Origin of the sequence: Pseudomonas sp. UC 17F4, assembly GCF_900101695.1 — a bacterium.
Lineage (GTDB): Bacteria > Pseudomonadota > Gammaproteobacteria > Pseudomonadales > Pseudomonadaceae > Aquipseudomonas.
In genome coordinates, this window is the sequence record NZ_FNKV01000001.1 from 2,551,769 (window position 1) to 2,566,417 (window position 14,649).

General features: G+C 62.3%; 14 protein-coding genes. 11 read left to right on the forward strand and 3 right to left on the reverse strand.

Annotated features, from left to right (window positions below; genetic code table 11):
• Window positions 1-127: 127 nt before the first annotated feature.
• Window positions 128-2,050, forward strand: coding sequence for an ATP-binding cassette domain-containing protein (locus BLR26_RS11845; protein WP_045194920.1), 1,923 nt, complete (start codon window positions 128-130; stop codon window positions 2,048-2,050).
• Window positions 2,051-2,092: 42 nt separating this feature from the next.
• On the opposite strand, the gene BLR26_RS11850 is transcribed toward BLR26_RS11845, so the two are convergent.
• Complete coding sequence (locus BLR26_RS11850) at window positions 2,093-2,536, reverse strand: universal stress protein (protein ID WP_045194918.1); 444 nt, start codon at window positions 2,534-2,536, stop codon at window positions 2,093-2,095.
• Between the two features lie 109 nt (window positions 2,537-2,645).
• On the opposite strand from BLR26_RS11850, the gene BLR26_RS11855 reads away from it, so the two are divergent.
• The 7 genes from BLR26_RS11855 (at window position 2,646) to BLR26_RS11890 (ending at window position 10,903) form a co-directional block, all read left to right on the forward strand.
• On the forward strand, window positions 2,646-3,083 hold the full coding sequence (locus tag BLR26_RS11855) for a hypothetical protein (protein ID WP_045194916.1): 438 nt from the start codon (window positions 2,646-2,648) through the stop codon (window positions 3,081-3,083).
• A gap of 480 nt (window positions 3,084-3,563) precedes the next feature.
• Entirely contained in the window at window positions 3,564-5,711 is a 2,148-nt protein-coding gene (gene fadB, locus BLR26_RS11865; protein WP_045194915.1) for a fatty acid oxidation complex subunit alpha FadB, read from the forward strand.
• A gap of 31 nt (window positions 5,712-5,742) precedes the next feature.
• A complete protein-coding gene (gene fadA / locus BLR26_RS11870) occupies window positions 5,743-6,918 on the forward strand; it encodes an acetyl-CoA C-acyltransferase FadA (RefSeq protein ID WP_045194913.1) in 1,176 nt (391 codons plus the stop codon).
• 79 nt (window positions 6,919-6,997) lie between these two features.
• Window positions 6,998-7,249 (forward strand): DUF1653 domain-containing protein, encoded by a 252-nt coding sequence (locus BLR26_RS11875; protein WP_045194911.1) that lies wholly within the window; start codon window positions 6,998-7,000, stop codon window positions 7,247-7,249.
• Between the two features lie 100 nt (window positions 7,250-7,349).
• On the forward strand, window positions 7,350-9,962 hold the full coding sequence (gene topA / locus BLR26_RS11880; protein ID WP_010226976.1) for a type I DNA topoisomerase: 2,613 nt from the start codon (window positions 7,350-7,352) through the stop codon (window positions 9,960-9,962).
• A gap of 135 nt (window positions 9,963-10,097) precedes the next feature.
• Window positions 10,098-10,619, forward strand: a complete 522-nt coding sequence (locus BLR26_RS11885) for a DUF6586 family protein (protein WP_093380759.1) — start codon at window positions 10,098-10,100, stop codon at window positions 10,617-10,619.
• Between the two features lie 50 nt (window positions 10,620-10,669).
• A complete protein-coding gene (locus BLR26_RS11890) occupies window positions 10,670-10,903 on the forward strand; it encodes a hypothetical protein (RefSeq protein ID WP_045194907.1) in 234 nt (77 codons plus the stop codon).
• Between the two features lie 66 nt (window positions 10,904-10,969).
• Here the strand turns inward: BLR26_RS11890 and sulA are convergent, their stop codons facing one another.
• Complete coding sequence (gene sulA / locus BLR26_RS11895; RefSeq protein ID WP_093380765.1) at window positions 10,970-11,464, reverse strand: SOS-induced cell division inhibitor SulA; 495 nt, start codon at window positions 11,462-11,464, stop codon at window positions 10,970-10,972.
• A 10-nt stretch (window positions 11,465-11,474) separates the two neighbouring features.
• Entirely contained in the window at window positions 11,475-12,083 is a 609-nt protein-coding gene (gene lexA / locus BLR26_RS11900) for a transcriptional repressor LexA (RefSeq protein ID WP_045194902.1), read from the reverse strand.
• Window positions 12,084-12,313: 230 nt separating this feature from the next.
• Between lexA and BLR26_RS11905 the strand changes: the two genes are divergently transcribed.
• Genes BLR26_RS11905 through nagZ form a run of 3 tightly spaced genes read left to right on the forward strand, consistent with a single transcriptional unit; the run spans window position 12,314 to window position 14,619 of the window.
• Entirely contained in the window at window positions 12,314-13,027 is a 714-nt protein-coding gene (locus BLR26_RS11905) for a TetR/AcrR family transcriptional regulator (RefSeq protein WP_093380768.1), read from the forward strand.
• Window positions 13,028-13,073: 46 nt separating this feature from the next.
• Window positions 13,074-13,598: a L,D-transpeptidase gene (locus tag BLR26_RS11910; protein WP_045194898.1), complete on the forward strand. Its 525-nt coding sequence runs from the start codon at window positions 13,074-13,076 to the stop codon at window positions 13,596-13,598.
• A gap of 22 nt (window positions 13,599-13,620) precedes the next feature.
• Entirely contained in the window at window positions 13,621-14,619 is a 999-nt protein-coding gene (nagZ, locus tag BLR26_RS11915; RefSeq protein ID WP_176794328.1) for a beta-N-acetylhexosaminidase, read from the forward strand.
• The last annotated feature ends 30 nt before the right edge of the window (window positions 14,620-14,649 follow it).

Genomic DNA, 14,649 nt, shown 5'->3' on the forward strand with positions numbered 1-14,649 from the left:
GAAAGCATTGTGCTTGTATCTGGTTGTAAAGAAGCGGCCCGTCGTCGGAAGGTACAGTAGGACGCGCTGCTTAATGTGAAGCCGGCCCAAGTCGGGTAGAATGCGCGCCCGGTTTTTGGAGAAGATCATGACCCTGCTCAAATTAAGCGATGTGTCCCTTGCGTTCGGCGCCACGCCGTTGTTGGACAAGGTGTCCTGGCAGATCGCCCGTGGTGAGCGGGTGTGCATCATCGGCCGCAACGGCACTGGCAAGTCGAGCATGCTGCGCCTGGTCAAGGGCGATCAGAAGCCTGATGAAGGCGACGTCTGGCGTGCCCCGGGCCTGAAGATCGGCGAGCTGCCGCAAGAGTTGCCGGTGGCTGACGGCCGTACCGTGTTCGACGTGGTAGCCGAAGGTCTCGATGGCGTCGGCGCCTTGCTGGCCGAATACCACCACCTGAGCCAGAACATCCATAGCGATGCCGACCTGGAAAAGCTCATGCATGTCCAGCACGACCTTGAGTCGCGCGATGGCTGGCGCCTGCAGCAACTGGTTGACAGCACCCTGAGCCGCCTGCAATTGCCGGCCGACAAGACCCTGGCCGAGCTCTCCGGTGGCTGGCGCCGCCGCGTGCTGCTGGCCCAGGCGCTGGTGTCCGAGCCTGACCTGCTGCTGCTCGACGAACCGACCAACCACCTGGACATCGGCGCCATTGCCTGGCTTGAAGATGCCCTCAGTGGTTTCGGCGGCGCCGTGCTGTTCATCACCCACGACCGTTCCTTCCTGCAGAACCTGGCCACGCGCATCCTCGAGCTGGACCGCGGCGGCCTGATCGACTGGAACGGCGACTACGCAAGCTTCCTGGTGCACAAGGAGGCGGCGCTGGCGGCCGAAGAAACCGCCAACGCCCTGTTCGACAAGAAGCTGGCCCAGGAAGAAGTGTGGATCCGCCAGGGCATCAAGGCCCGGCGTACCCGCAACGAAGGTCGCGTACGCGCCCTCAAGGCCCTGCGTGTTGAGCGCAGCGAACGCCGCGAGCGCCAGGGCAAGGCCAACATCATGCTTGATGTCGCGGAGAAATCCGGCAAGCAGGTGATGGTCCTGGAAAATGTCAGCTTCAGCCACCCCAACGGCCCGCAGCTGGTCAAGGACTTCTCCATGGTCCTGCAGCGCGAAGACCGCATCGGCCTGCTCGGCGCCAACGGCACCGGCAAGACTACGCTGCTCAAGCTGATGCTCGGCGATCTTGAGCCCACCAGCGGCAAGGTCGAGTCCGGCACCCGTCTGGAAGTGGCCTATTTCGACCAGCTGCGCCATCAGCTGGACCTGGAAAAGACCGTGATCGACAACCTCGCCGAAGGTCGCGATTTCATCGACATCGACGGCCAGAGCCGTCACGTGCTGAGCTACCTGGGCGACTTCCTGTTCAGCCCGCAGCGTGCCCGCACGCCGGTCAAGGCCTTGTCCGGTGGTGAGCGTGCGCGCCTGCTGCTGGCCAAATTGTTCAGCAAGCCGGCCAACCTGCTGGTGCTCGACGAACCGACCAACGACCTCGACGTCGAGACCCTCGAGCTGCTCGAAGAAGTGCTGTCGGCGTTCAAGGGCACCGTGCTGATGGTCAGCCACGACCGGGCCTTCCTCGACAACGTGGTCACCAGCACCCTGGTGTTCGAAGGCGAGGGCAAGGTGCGCGAGTACGTCGGCGGTTACCAGGACTGGATCCGCCAGGGCGGTTCGCCGAAGCTGCTCGGCGTCACCGAAAGCAAGTCGGGCAAGTCCGAGCTCAACACGGCAGTGGTCGAGGCCGTGGCACCTGCGCCGGTAGCAGCACCAGCAGCGGTTGACGCGCCGAAGAAAAAGCTTAGCTACAAGCTGCAGCGCGAGCTCGAAGCCCTGCCGGGCCAGATCGACGCACTGGAGCAGAAGATGGCTGCGGTGCAGGAAGAAATTGCTGCCCCGGCCTTCTACCAGCGCCCGATCGAGCAGACCAGCGCCGTACTGGCAAGCCTGGAGAAGATGCAGGGCGAACTGGACGTGCTGGTCGAGCGCTGGGCTGAGCTCGACAGCTGAGGGGCAGGGCCCGGCGCTTGAAAGTGCGCCGGGCCCAGGCTTTTACTCGGCTTTTTTCTGCAGGCGTACCGCTAGCACATCGCACGGTGCGCCATGCAGCACGTCATTGGCGGTCGAGCCCAGCAGCAGGGCCAGGCCGTGGCGGCCATGGCTGCCGACCACGATCAGGTCGCATTTCTGCTCCTTGGCCAACTGGTGGATTTCTTGGCGCGGCTGGCCGTAGGTCAGGTGCGAATCGCCGCGGTTGATGTCGGGGTACTTGTTGTACAGGCGCTCCATGCGCTCCTTAGCCTGGTCGAACTGCTGCTGTTGCAGCTGCGACAGGTCCATCGGCACGTCGCCGCCAAAGGCCATGGCCATGGGTTCGACGATATGCACCAGGGAAACCTTGGCGCGGGTAGGTTCAGCCAGCTTCATGGCGCGCTTGATGACCGGGTCGCATTCTTCGGTCAGGTCGACGGCAACCAGTATGTGTTCGTAGGGCATGAGAAGCTCTCCTGACAGTCGCGATAGTTAAAGTATGGTCGGTTTCAGGCTGATCGCTTCGAACCACGGCTAACCAGCTCATTTGCAAAGCTTTATGGGAACAACAGATATGACGGTCTGGGTAGTGGTGTCAATCCTTGCGCTGATTCTCAGCCCTTTGGCCTGGTTGCGTCCTTCACGCAAGCAGAGCGGCCAGATGGCCTTGCGCATGGAAGCCCGGCGCATGGGCCTGGCCATGCAACTGGCGCCCCAGGAGTGGCCGCACTGGCTGCCCAAAGAGCCGCCAAGCCCCTGTGCCCAGTACCTGCGACCGCGGCGCCCGGGCCGCAGCGACAGCTGGAGCTATTGGCAGACCACCCCTGGCGTATGGCTCAACCAGTGGCGCGAGCCGTGCACCGATGCTGTGCATGCCGGTCAATTGGCACGCTTGCCAGAAAGCGTCTACAAGGTCGAGGCGGGTCCGCAGATGGTTGCCCTGTACTGGGGAGAGCGCGGTGAAACGGCTGTATTGCAGGATATTGCCGAGGTCCTCAAGGCGCTGGCCTGATCATCATCAATAAAAAGCCCGATTCACAGATCGGGCGGACAGGCCAGGCAGGCCGGCTTAAGGTTCAATCTCTCCCAGTGTAGCCATCTCGCGGCTATCTGCTGCAAATCCCAACTTTTTCCGTGTTGATCAATAGTAACGGCGTGTAAGCCGTTGAACACTATCGCGCCAGTGAATGGCTCAGCATCACCGCCACGGCGGTTTACCCGCGCTCAGCAGAAAATGACCGGAAAGTCGCGTTTTGCCGCTGCTTTTGGGTATTTGACAACGGCGATCTTTTCGTTGAATGTGTGCATACCCAAATCAAACGGGCGTATGAATTGAGCGTTTGTATTGTCAGACGGCTCTTACAGAATCCCGACTATCGCGCTGGCGGGTGTGCCTGGCGCAAGGGTTCGGCAACAACGGCCATTGGCCGGCCGGACCTTTCACCAGCGATCGGCGTGTACAGTTCAGCTTCCATATCGTGGAGATCAGTTGATGATTTACGAAGGTAAAGCCATCACGGTTAAGGCTCTTGAAAGCGGCATCGTCGAACTGAAGTTCGACCTCAAGGGTGAGTCCGTCAACAAGTTCAACCGTCTTACCCTGAACGAATTGCGTCAGGCCGTAGACACCATCAAAGCCGACGCATCGATCAAGGGCGTGATTGTCAGCAGTGGCAAGGACGTGTTCATCGTCGGCGCGGACATCACCGAGTTTGTCGACAACTTCAAGCTGCCCGAGGCCGAACTGGTCGCCGGCAACCTGGAAGCCAACCGGATTTTCAGCGATTTCGAAGACCTGGCCGTGCCGACCGTTGCCGCGATCAATGGCATCGCCCTGGGCGGCGGCCTGGAAATGTGCCTGGCGGCGGACTACCGCGTCATGGCCAGCAGCGCCAAGATCGGCCTGCCGGAAGTCAAACTGGGCATCTACCCGGGCTTCGGCGGTACCGTGCGCCTGCCGCGCATCATCGGTGCCGACAACGCCATCGAGTGGATTGCCGCCGGCAAGGAAAACCGTGCTGAAGACGCGCTGAAGGTCGGCGCCGTCGATGCCGTGGTGGTTCCCGAGCTGCTGCAGGCTGCGGCCCTGGACCTGATCAAGCGCGCCATCAGCGGCGAGCTCGACCACAAGGCCAAGCGCCAGCCGAAACTGGAAAAGCTCAAGCTCAACGCCATCGAGCAGATGATGTCGTTCGAAACCGCCAAGGGTTTCGTCGCCGGTCAAGCTGGCCCGAACTACCCGGCGCCGGTCGAAGCGATCAAGAGCATCCAGAAGGCCGCCAACTTCGGTCGTGACAAGGCCCTGGAAGTCGAAGCCGCAGGTTTCGTCAAACTGGCCAAGACCTCGGTTGCCGAGAGCCTGATCGGCCTGTTCCTCAACGACCAGGAGCTCAAGCGCAAAGCCAAGGCCCACGACGAAATCGCTCACGACGTGAAGCAGGCCGCCGTACTCGGCGCCGGCATCATGGGCGGCGGCATCGCCTACCAGTCGGCGGTCAAGGGCACCCCGATCCTGATGAAGGACATCAACGAAGCCGCCATTCAGCTGGGCTTGAACGAAGCCTCCAAGCTGCTCGGCAAGCGCGTTGAAAAAGGCCGCCTGACCCCGGCGAAAATGGCCGAAGCGCTGAACGCGATTCGCCCGACCCTGTCCTACGGCGACTTCGGCAACGTCGACATCGTCGTCGAAGCCGTGGTCGAAAACCCCAAGGTCAAGCAGGCCGTACTGGCTGAAGTGGAAGGCCAGGTCAAGGAAGACGCGATCCTTGCGTCCAACACCTCGACCATCTCCATCAACCTGCTGGCCAAGGCCCTCAAGCGTCCGGAAAACTTCGTCGGCATGCACTTCTTCAACCCGGTGCACATGATGCCGCTGGTCGAAGTCATCCGTGGCGAGAAGTCCAGCGAAGTGGCCGTCGCTACTACCGTGGCCTACGCCAAGAAGATGGGCAAGAACCCGATCGTGGTCAACGACTGCCCGGGCTTCTTGGTCAACCGCGTCCTGTTCCCGTACTTTGGCGGCTTCGCCAAGCTGGTCAGTGCCGGTGTCGACTTCGTGCGCATCGACAAGATCATGGAAAAATTCGGCTGGCCGATGGGCCCGGCCTACCTGATGGACGTGGTCGGCATCGACACCGGCCACCACGGCCGTGACGTCATGGCCGAGGGCTTCCCGGACCGCATGAAGGACGACCGTCGTTCGGCCGTCGATGTGCTCTACGAAGCCAAGCGCCTGGGCCAGAAGAACGGCAAGGGCTTCTACGCCTACGAGACCGACAAGCGCGGCAAGCCGAAGAAGGTCGCTGACGCGGCAGTCCTCGAAGTGCTCAAGCCGATCGTCTACGAGCAGCGTGAAGTCAGCGACGAAGACATCATCAACTGGATGATGATCCCGCTGTGCCTTGAAACCGTTCGCTGCCTGGAAGACGGCATCGTCGACACCGCGGCCGAGGCCGACATGGGCCTGGTCTACGGTATCGGTTTCCCTCCCTTCCGTGGCGGCGCGCTGCGTTACATCGACTCGATCGGTGTAGCCGAATTCGTTGCCCTGGCCGACAAATACGCCGATCTGGGTCCGCTGTATCACCCCACCGCGAAGCTGCGTGAAATGGCCAAGAACGGCCAGAGCTTCTTCGGTTAAGCGCCCAACGATATAGAGCGAGAGTGAATATATGAGCCTGAATCCAAGAGACGTGGTGATTGTCGACTTCGGTCGCACCCCGATGGGCCGCTCCAAGGGTGGCATGCATCGCAATACCCGCGCCGAAGACATGTCCGCGCACCTGATCAGCAAGGTGCTGGAGCGCAACACCAAGGTCGATCCGAGCGAAGTCGAAGACGTCATCTGGGGCTGCGTCAACCAGACCCTGGAGCAGGGCTGGAACATCGCCCGCATGGCCTCCCTGATGACCCAGATCCCGCACACCGCTGCCGGCCAGACCGTCAGCCGCCTGTGCGGCTCGTCGATGAGCGCGCTGCACACTGCCGCCCAGGCGATCATGACCGGCAACGGTGATGTCTTCGTCGTCGGTGGTGTCGAGCACATGGGCCACGTCAGCATGATGCACGGCGTCGACCCGAACCCGCACATGTCGCTGTACGCCGCCAAGGCCTCGGGCATGATGGGCCTGACCGCCGAAATGCTCGGCAAGATGCACGGCATCAGCCGTGAGCAGCAGGACCTGTTCGGCCTGCGTTCGCACCAGCTCGCCCACAAGGCGACGGTCGAAGGCAAGTTCAAGGATGAGATCATCCCGATGCAGGGCTACGACGAGAACGGCTTCCTCAAGGTCTTCGACTACGACGAAACCATTCGCCCGGACACCACCCTGGAAAGCCTGGCGGCCCTCAAGCCGGCTTTCAACCCCAAAGGTGGTACCGTGACTGCCGGTACTTCGTCGCAGATCACCGACGGTGCCTCGTGCATGATCGTCATGTCGGCCCAGCGTGCCCAGGACCTCGGTATCCAGCCTCTGGCGGTGATCCGTTCCATGGCCGTGGCCGGTGTCGACCCGGCAATCATGGGCTACGGTCCGGTTCCGGCAACCCAGAAAGCGCTCAAGCGCGCGGGCCTGTCGATCGCCGATATCGACTTCTTCGAGCTCAACGAAGCCTTCGCCGCACAGGCCCTGCCAGTGCTGAAGGATCTGAAAGTGCTCGACAAGATGGATGAGAAGGTTAACCTGCACGGCGGCGCCATCGCCCTGGGCCATCCTTTCGGTTGCTCCGGTGCGCGGATTTCCGGCACTCTGCTCAACGTCATGAAGCAGAATGGCGGGACCTTCGGCGTTTCGACCATGTGCGTCGGCCTGGGCCAAGGCATCACCACCGTCTTCGAACGCGTTTAACGCTTCGCTGGACGGAAACCGGGGCCTGGTGCCCCGGTTTTTGTTTTTGCAGCAAATTTTTTTCAAGAGGGTGAGCAACATGCAGATACAACCAGGCGTATACCGGCATTACAAGGGGCCTGAGTATCGTGTGTTCGGCACCGCGCGCCATTCCGAAACCGAGGAGTGGGTGGTGTTCTACCAAGCCCTGTACGGCGAATTCGGCCTGTGGGTGCGACCGCTTTCGATGTTTCTGGAGTCGGTCGAGGTTGACGGCGAGCAAGTGCCGCGCTTTGCTTTGGTCAAGGCTGAAACCGAGCTGTTTTCCCGCTCCGATGCCGAGGGTGGCTAAAGCCCCGCGCTTGACCTCACTCTGTTGCCACTATATATAGCGGTGCCGCGTCAGGTACCTGCCGTGTTTTTATTTTCAGTATTCAGGAATTTTCCGATCCATGGGCAAATCGCTGGTCATTGTGGAATCCCCGGCTAAGGCCAAGACCATCAACAAGTACCTGGGCAGCCAGTACGTGGTGAAGTCGAGTATCGGCCATATCCGAGACCTGCCCACCAGCGGTTCGGCCAGCGCCAGCAAGGAGCCTGCCGCCAAGCGCGGCAAGGCCGCCGCGGGCGAAGCGCCGGCCCTGTCGCCGAAAGAGAAGGCGCGCAAGCAGCTGGTTGCGCGCATGGGCGTCGACCCTGACCACGGCTGGAAGGCCAAGTACGAGATTCTCCCGGGCAAGGAGAAGGTCATCGACGAGCTGCGTCGCCTGGCCAAGGATGCCGACACCATCTATCTCGCAACCGACTTGGATCGCGAGGGGGAAGCCATCGCCTGGCACCTGCGCGAAGCCATCGGTGGGGACGACAGCCGCTACAAGCGCGTGGTGTTCAACGAAATCACCAAGAAAGCCATCCAGGAGGCGTTCTCGCAGCCTGGCGAGCTGGATATCGACCGGGTCAACGCCCAGCAGGCGCGGCGCTTCCTCGACCGCGTGGTGGGCTACATGGTTTCGCCACTGCTGTGGGCCAAGATCGCCCGCGGCCTGTCTGCCGGCCGGGTGCAATCGGTGGCGGTGAAACTGGTGGTCGAGCGCGAGCGCGAAATCCGCGCCTTCATCCCTGAAGAATACTGGGAAGTGCACGCCGACCTGGGTACCGCCAAGGACGCCAAGGTGCGTTTCGAAGTGGCCCGCGAGAACGGCGAAGCCTTCAAGCCGCTGAACGAAGCCCAGGCCATGGCAGCGCTTGCGCAGCTCAAGTCGTCCAGCTACACCGTGGCCAAGCGTGAAGACCGCCCGACCAGCAGCAAGCCGTCGGCGCCGTTCATCACCTCGACCCTGCAGCAGGCCGCGAGCAACCGCCTGGGCTTCGGCGTGAAGAAAACCATGATGATGGCCCAGCGTCTGTACGAAGCCGGCTACATCACCTACATGCGTACCGACTCGACCAACCTTTCGGTCGATGCGGTGGAAATGGCCCGCAGCTACATCGAAAGCGAGTTCGGCAAGAAGTACCTGCCCGAAGCGCCGATCGTCTACGGCAGCAAAGAGGGTGCCCAGGAGGCGCACGAAGCGATTCGTCCGTCCGATGTTAACACCCATCCGACCAAGCTCAGCGGCATGGAGCGTGACGCCGAGCGTCTGTACGAGCTGATCTGGCGCCAGTTCCTGGCCTGCCAGATGCCGCCTGCGCAGTACCTGTCGACCACCGTCAGCGTCACCGCCGGCAACTTCGAACTGCGCGCCAAGGGCCGTATCCTCAAGTTCGACGGCTACACCCGGGTACTGCCGCAGCAGAGCAAGCCGGGCGATGACGATGTGCTGCCGGAAATGAACCAGGGCGAAGTGCTCAAGCTGATCCAGCTCGACCCGAGCCAGCACTTCACCAAGCCGCCGGCGCGCTACTCCGAAGCCAGCCTGGTCAAGGAGATGGAAAAACGCGGCATCGGTCGTCCTTCGACCTACGCGGCGATCATCTCGACCATCCAGGATCGCGGTTACGTGACCCTGCACAACCGCCGCTTCTACTCCGAGAAGATGGGCGACATCGTCACCGAGCGCCTGTCCGAGAGCTTCTCCAACCTCATGGACTACGGCTTTACCGCCGGCATGGAAGAGAACCTCGATGACGTGGCCCAGGGCGAGCGCGACTGGAAAAACGTGCTCGACGAGTTCTACGGCGACTTCAGCAACAAGCTCAAGCTGGCCGAGGACGGCGAGAAGGGCATGCGTGCCAACCAGCCGACCCTGACCAACATTGCCTGCAAGGAATGTGGCCGGCCAATGATGATCCGCACCGCCTCCACCGGCGTGTTCCTCGGCTGCTCGGGCTACAGCCTGCCACCGAAAGAGCGCTGCAAGGCCACCGTCAACCTGGTCCCTGGCGATGAGATCGCCGCCGATGACGAGGGTGAATCGGAGTCGCGCGTGCTGCTCAACAAGCACCGCTGCCCGATCTGCTCGACTGCCATGGATGCCTACCTGCTCGATGAGAAGCGCAAGCTGCACATCTGCGGTAACAACCCGGATTGCACCGGCTACGAAATCGAAGAAGGCAACTACCGCATCAAGGGCTACGAAGGGCCGAGCCTTGAGTGCGACAAGTGCGGCAGCGAGATGCAGCTCAAGACCGGCCGTTTCGGCAAGTTCTTCGGTTGCACCAACGCCGAATGCAAGAACACCCGCAAGCTGCTCAAGAGCGGCGAGGCGGCGCCGCCGAAGATGGACGCGGTGAAGATGCCGGAGCTCAAGTGCGAGAAGGTCAACGACACCTACGTGCTGCGTGACGGCGCTTCGGGGTTGTTCCTGGCTGCCAGCCAGTTCCCGAAAAACCGCGAGACCCGCGCACCGCTGGTGATCGAAATCATCCCGCACAAGGACGAGATCGATCCGAAGTACCACTTCCTCTGCGAAGCGCCGAAGAAGGACCCGGACGGTCGCCCGGCAGTCATTCGCTACAGCCGCAAGACCAAGGAGCAGTACGTGCAGACCGAGGTTGACGGCAAGCCGACTGGCTGGCGTGCGTTCTACGACGGCAATGCCTGGAAGGTCGAAGACAAGCGCTGATCGCCAGGTCAGGTAAAAATCGCGGGGCAAGCCCGCTCCTACAGTCTGTAGGAGCGGGCTTGCCCCGCGATGCTTTTCAGGCCTGCACTAGTGTAGATTGATAGACCGCCTTGCAGCCTTTCGGAGGGCACCCAGATGGCCCAGGAACTCTACACCCGCACCAACCAGAAGATTTACTTCGCAGGCCTGGCCCTCGAAGCCCTTGGCAAGGCGCAGGAGAGCCGGGCCATGAACGCCCAGGCGCTGATCCAGGCCGAGCGCGAATCGGCGCTGTTCCACCTGTACGGCGCGTTGCTGGGCTTGTGTCACGAGATTGCCGGGTTCTATCGTTTGCCCCAGGCCGGCGCACCCCGCGCCGAGCTGCTGCTGACCCGTGAAGTGCTTGATGCCATTGCTATTCCAGAGATGGCCGAACTGGTCGAACTGGCTGAACAGCGCGAAACCTGGCTGGCGCAACTGCTTGACGCTTATGCCGATTTGTTCCGACCGCCGGTCGCGAAAAAAGCAGCAAAAACCGACGTCACCCAGCCGCTGATCCAGGCGGTGAGCCTCGACGAACCCGAGGCGCCAGCGCTGTCGCGCGAAGAGCTGGAAAGCTGGCGGCAGAATCTCAAGCGCCTTACGGTTCGTTTTCGCGAGGGTTTGAGTGAGTGCTGATTGGGGCAACGGCTGGTACAATGCCGGCCTTTCGTGGAGAACAGCCCCTTATGCCAACGTCCTTTCTAGAAATTGTCGAGTTGCCTGATGGCCGGATCGAGCTGCGCCGTGCCGAGGACGAGGGTTCGTTGGTAACCCTGGATTTCTCCGAGGACGCCAAAGCCTTTTTGCAGGGTCAGCACGTCGAAGTGGCCAAGGCCATGCTCAGTGTTGGCGTGCAGATGGCTGGCAAGCTGGTGGAAGGCGAGATCGAGCGCGACGACGGGCCGCGGGTTCTGCACTGATCGCCTGCATGGCTTCCTCGTCCTGAGGAAGCCTGGCGAAATCAACATTTGAAACAGACCTGAATATCAGCCGAGGCGGATGTTCAGGCTTTGTGCGTCTCCTGCACGGGCGGCATTGCTCAGTTGCTGACGGGCGCTGCTGCTGACGGTATTGAGCCAGCTGACCACAGTGTGGCTGCGGCCCAGGCGCAGGGCTTCGCAGGCCAGTTGCAAGGCGCTCTGGTTGCCGCGCGGTTGCAGCAGCAGGATGCGCTCGCGGTTCAGCCCGGCCTCGCGCAGCCAGGCCTGGGTCAGGCTGGCGGGTGGAGCGATCAGGGTCAGCCAGCGGGCGTCATGTTCTTCGCTCAACTCGCTCAGTTCACGCAGCATCGGTGCCAGCAGGCTCTGGCAGCTACCCAGTGCGCCACGCAAGGACAGCTCGCTGAAAACCTGGGCCGCGCCGGGGTGGGGTGCAGGCCTGGAGTTTTTCAGTCCGGGCAGTACCGGCTGGGCCAGGAATGCTTCGAACAGTGGCAATTGTGCTTGCAGCGGTACGTTCTGTGACGCAGGGGGGAACTGCATGATGCCTCCTTTACCGGCGTATGACGCCGACACTCAAGCCCTCGATCACCAGTTCCTGGTCTTTCAGGTTGACTTCGATAGGGGCGAATTCGGGGTTCTCGGCAATCAGCCAGACCTTGCTGCCTTCGCGCTTGAAGCGCTTGACCGTGACTTCATCGCCGATGCGGGCGACGACGATCTGGCCGTTACGGGCTTCGCGGCAGGTGTGTACCGCCAGCAGGTCGCCGTCGACGATGCCGACATCCTTCATGCTCATGCCGTGAACGCGCAGCAGGTAGTCGGCACGCGGATGGAAGAACCCCGGGTTGATGTTGCAGGACTCCTCGATGTGTTGCTGGGCGAGGATCGGCGCACCGGCTGCTACCCGGCCGATGATCGGCAGGCCGCTGTCGTCGGGCTTGGCTTCGAAGCCCGGGATGCGAATGCCCCGTGACGCCCCGGGGGTCATTTCGATCGCACCCTTGCGGGCCAGGGCCTTGAGGTGCTCCTCGGCGGCGTTGGGCGATTTGAAGCCCAGCTCCTGGGCGATCTCTGCGCGGGTCGGCGGGAAGCCGTTGTCTTCCAGGCAGCGTTTGATAAAAGCCAGAATCTCAGCTTGGCGTGGCGTCAGTTTTAGCATGTCGATCGCTCTGTCTTTTTATACAGTGACTGGGATTATATACAGTGGGTGGCAAGCTGCAAGCGCCAAGCTTCAAGAAACGGCACAGGGGCGTTCTTGCAGCTTGCAGCTTGTGGCTTGCAGCTATGGTTTAATACGTGACCATATGGCCGCAAAACGGCTGCGCGGACTTGACAAATCACCACTTTGAAACGTATGTTTCAAACAAGTGTTTGTCAGGCGGAGAAGTCATGGCCCAGTCGGAAACCGTAGAGCGCATTCTCGATGCTGCCGAGCAGCTGTTCGCGGAAAAAGGTTTTGCCGAAACCTCATTACGGCTGATCACCAGCAAGGCCGGCGTCAACCTGGCGGCGGTGAACTACCATTTCGGTTCGAAGAAGGCCCTGATCCAGGCGGTTTTCTCGCGTTTCCTCGGGCCGTTCTGCGCAAGCCTTGAGCGCGAGCTGGAGCGTCGCCAGGCTCGCCCCGAGCAAAAGCCCACCCTTGAAGAGCTGCTGGAGATGCTGGTCGAACAGGCCCTGGTGGTACAGCCACGCAGTGGCAACGACCTGTCGATCTTCATGCGCCTGCTGGGCCTGGCCTTCAGCCAGAGCCAGGGTCACCTGCGCCGCTACCTTGAAGACATGTACGGCAAGGTATTCCGCCGCTACATGCTGCTGGTCAACGAAGCCGCGCCGCGCATTCCGCCAATCGAGCTGTTCTGGCGCGTGCACTTCATGCTCGGCGCTGCGGCGTTCAGCATGTCCGGGATCAAGGCCCTGCGCGCCATTGCCGAAACCGATTTCGGCATCAATACCTCGATCGAGCAGGTCATGCGCCTGATGGTGCCGTTCCTGGCCGCCGGCATGCGCGCCGACAGCGGCGTCACCGACGAGGCCATGGCTGCCGCGCAGCTGCGCCCGCGCAGCAAGTCCTCCAGCGCTCCGGTCGCCGCCAAGGTCTGATGCCACGGCTGGGCGCGGCGGGCCGCATCGGCTAAGCTAGCGCCCCATGGCCAGTCTCGATTTCCTGCATATTTCCCTTGCTGATCAATGCCTCTATGGGTTCGCCCAGGGGCAGTTGCGCCTGCGCCTCGAGATCTCCACCGCGCGCAATGGCGCGGGCGAGCTCAATGGTTCAGGTTGCACGCCGCGAGGGCGCCACCAGGTGCGTGCCAAGATCGGCGCCGGCCTGCCGCAAGGCGCGGTGCTGCGCGGGCGGCGCTGGACTGGCGAGACCTGGTCGGCCGAGCTGCATGAACAATTTCCCGGTCGCGACTGGATCCTTACGCGCATTCTCTGGCTCAGCGGTTGCGAGCCGGGCGTCAATCGCCTGGGGTCGGTCGACACCTTTCGTCGTTACATCTACCTGCATGGCACGCCCGATAGCGAACCTATGGGTGTGCCGTTGTCCCATGGCTGCGTGCGCTTGCGCAACGCCGACCTGCTGAGCCTGTTCGACCAGGTGCCGGTGCATTGCCCGGTGCAGATCGACGAAGCCGCGTGCCCCCAATGGGCTCACATCAGCGTCAACTGAAGGATCAATTATGAGTGCCAGCCTGCAAGGCTCCCTGATGGTCGACATCGCCGGTACCTGGCTGACCGCCGAGGACCGCCAGCTTTTGCGCCAGCCCGAAGTGGCCGGCCTGATCATCTTTGCCCGCAACATTGAAAGCCCGCGCCAGGTGCGTGAGCTGTGTGCCTCGATTCGCGCCATTCGCCCGGAACTGATCCTGGCGGTGGACCAGGAGGGCGGTCGGGTCCAGCGCCTGCGCCAGGGCTTTGTGCGCCTGCCGGCGATGCGCGCGATTGCCGACAACGACAACGCCGACTATCTGGCCGAACAGTGCGGTTGGCTGATGGCCACCGAGGTGCTGGCGGTGGGCCTGGACCTGAGCTTTGCGCCAGTGCTGGACCTCGATCACCAGCGCAGCGCGGTGGTCGGCAGCCGTGCCTTTGAAGGCGATCCACAGCGCGCCACGTTGCTTGCCGGTGCTTTTATCCGCGGCATGAACGCTGCGGGCATGGCCGCTTGCGGCAAGCATTTCCCCGGTCATGGCTGGGCCGAGGCCGATTCCCATGTGGCGATCCCTACCGACGAGCGCAGCCTGGAGCAGATCCGCGCAGCCGACCTGGTGCCGTTCACCCGCTTGAGCGGGCAAATGGCGGCAGTAATGCCGGCCCACGTGATCTACCCGCAGGTCGACAACCAGCCGGCCGGTTTCTCCCGCCGCTGGTTGCAGGACATCCTGCGTGGCGAGCTGGGTTTCAACGGGGTGATCTTCAGTGATGACCTGTCCATGGCTGGCGCCCACGTGGTCGGCGATGCGGCCAGCCGCATCGAAGCGGCGCTGAGTGCCGGCTGCGACATGGGCCTGGTGTGCAATGACCGTGCGGCGGCGGAACTTGCCCTGAGCGCGGCCCAGCGCCTGAAGGTCAAGCCTTCGCCGCGGATTGCGCAGATGCGTGGGCAGGGCTTTGCCCGTACCGACTATCGCCAGCAGCCGCGCTGGCTGGAGGCCCTGGGGGCGCTCAAGGAAGCGCAACTGGTCGATTGATGGCAATCGCGGGTCAAGTCGGGTCGCCGT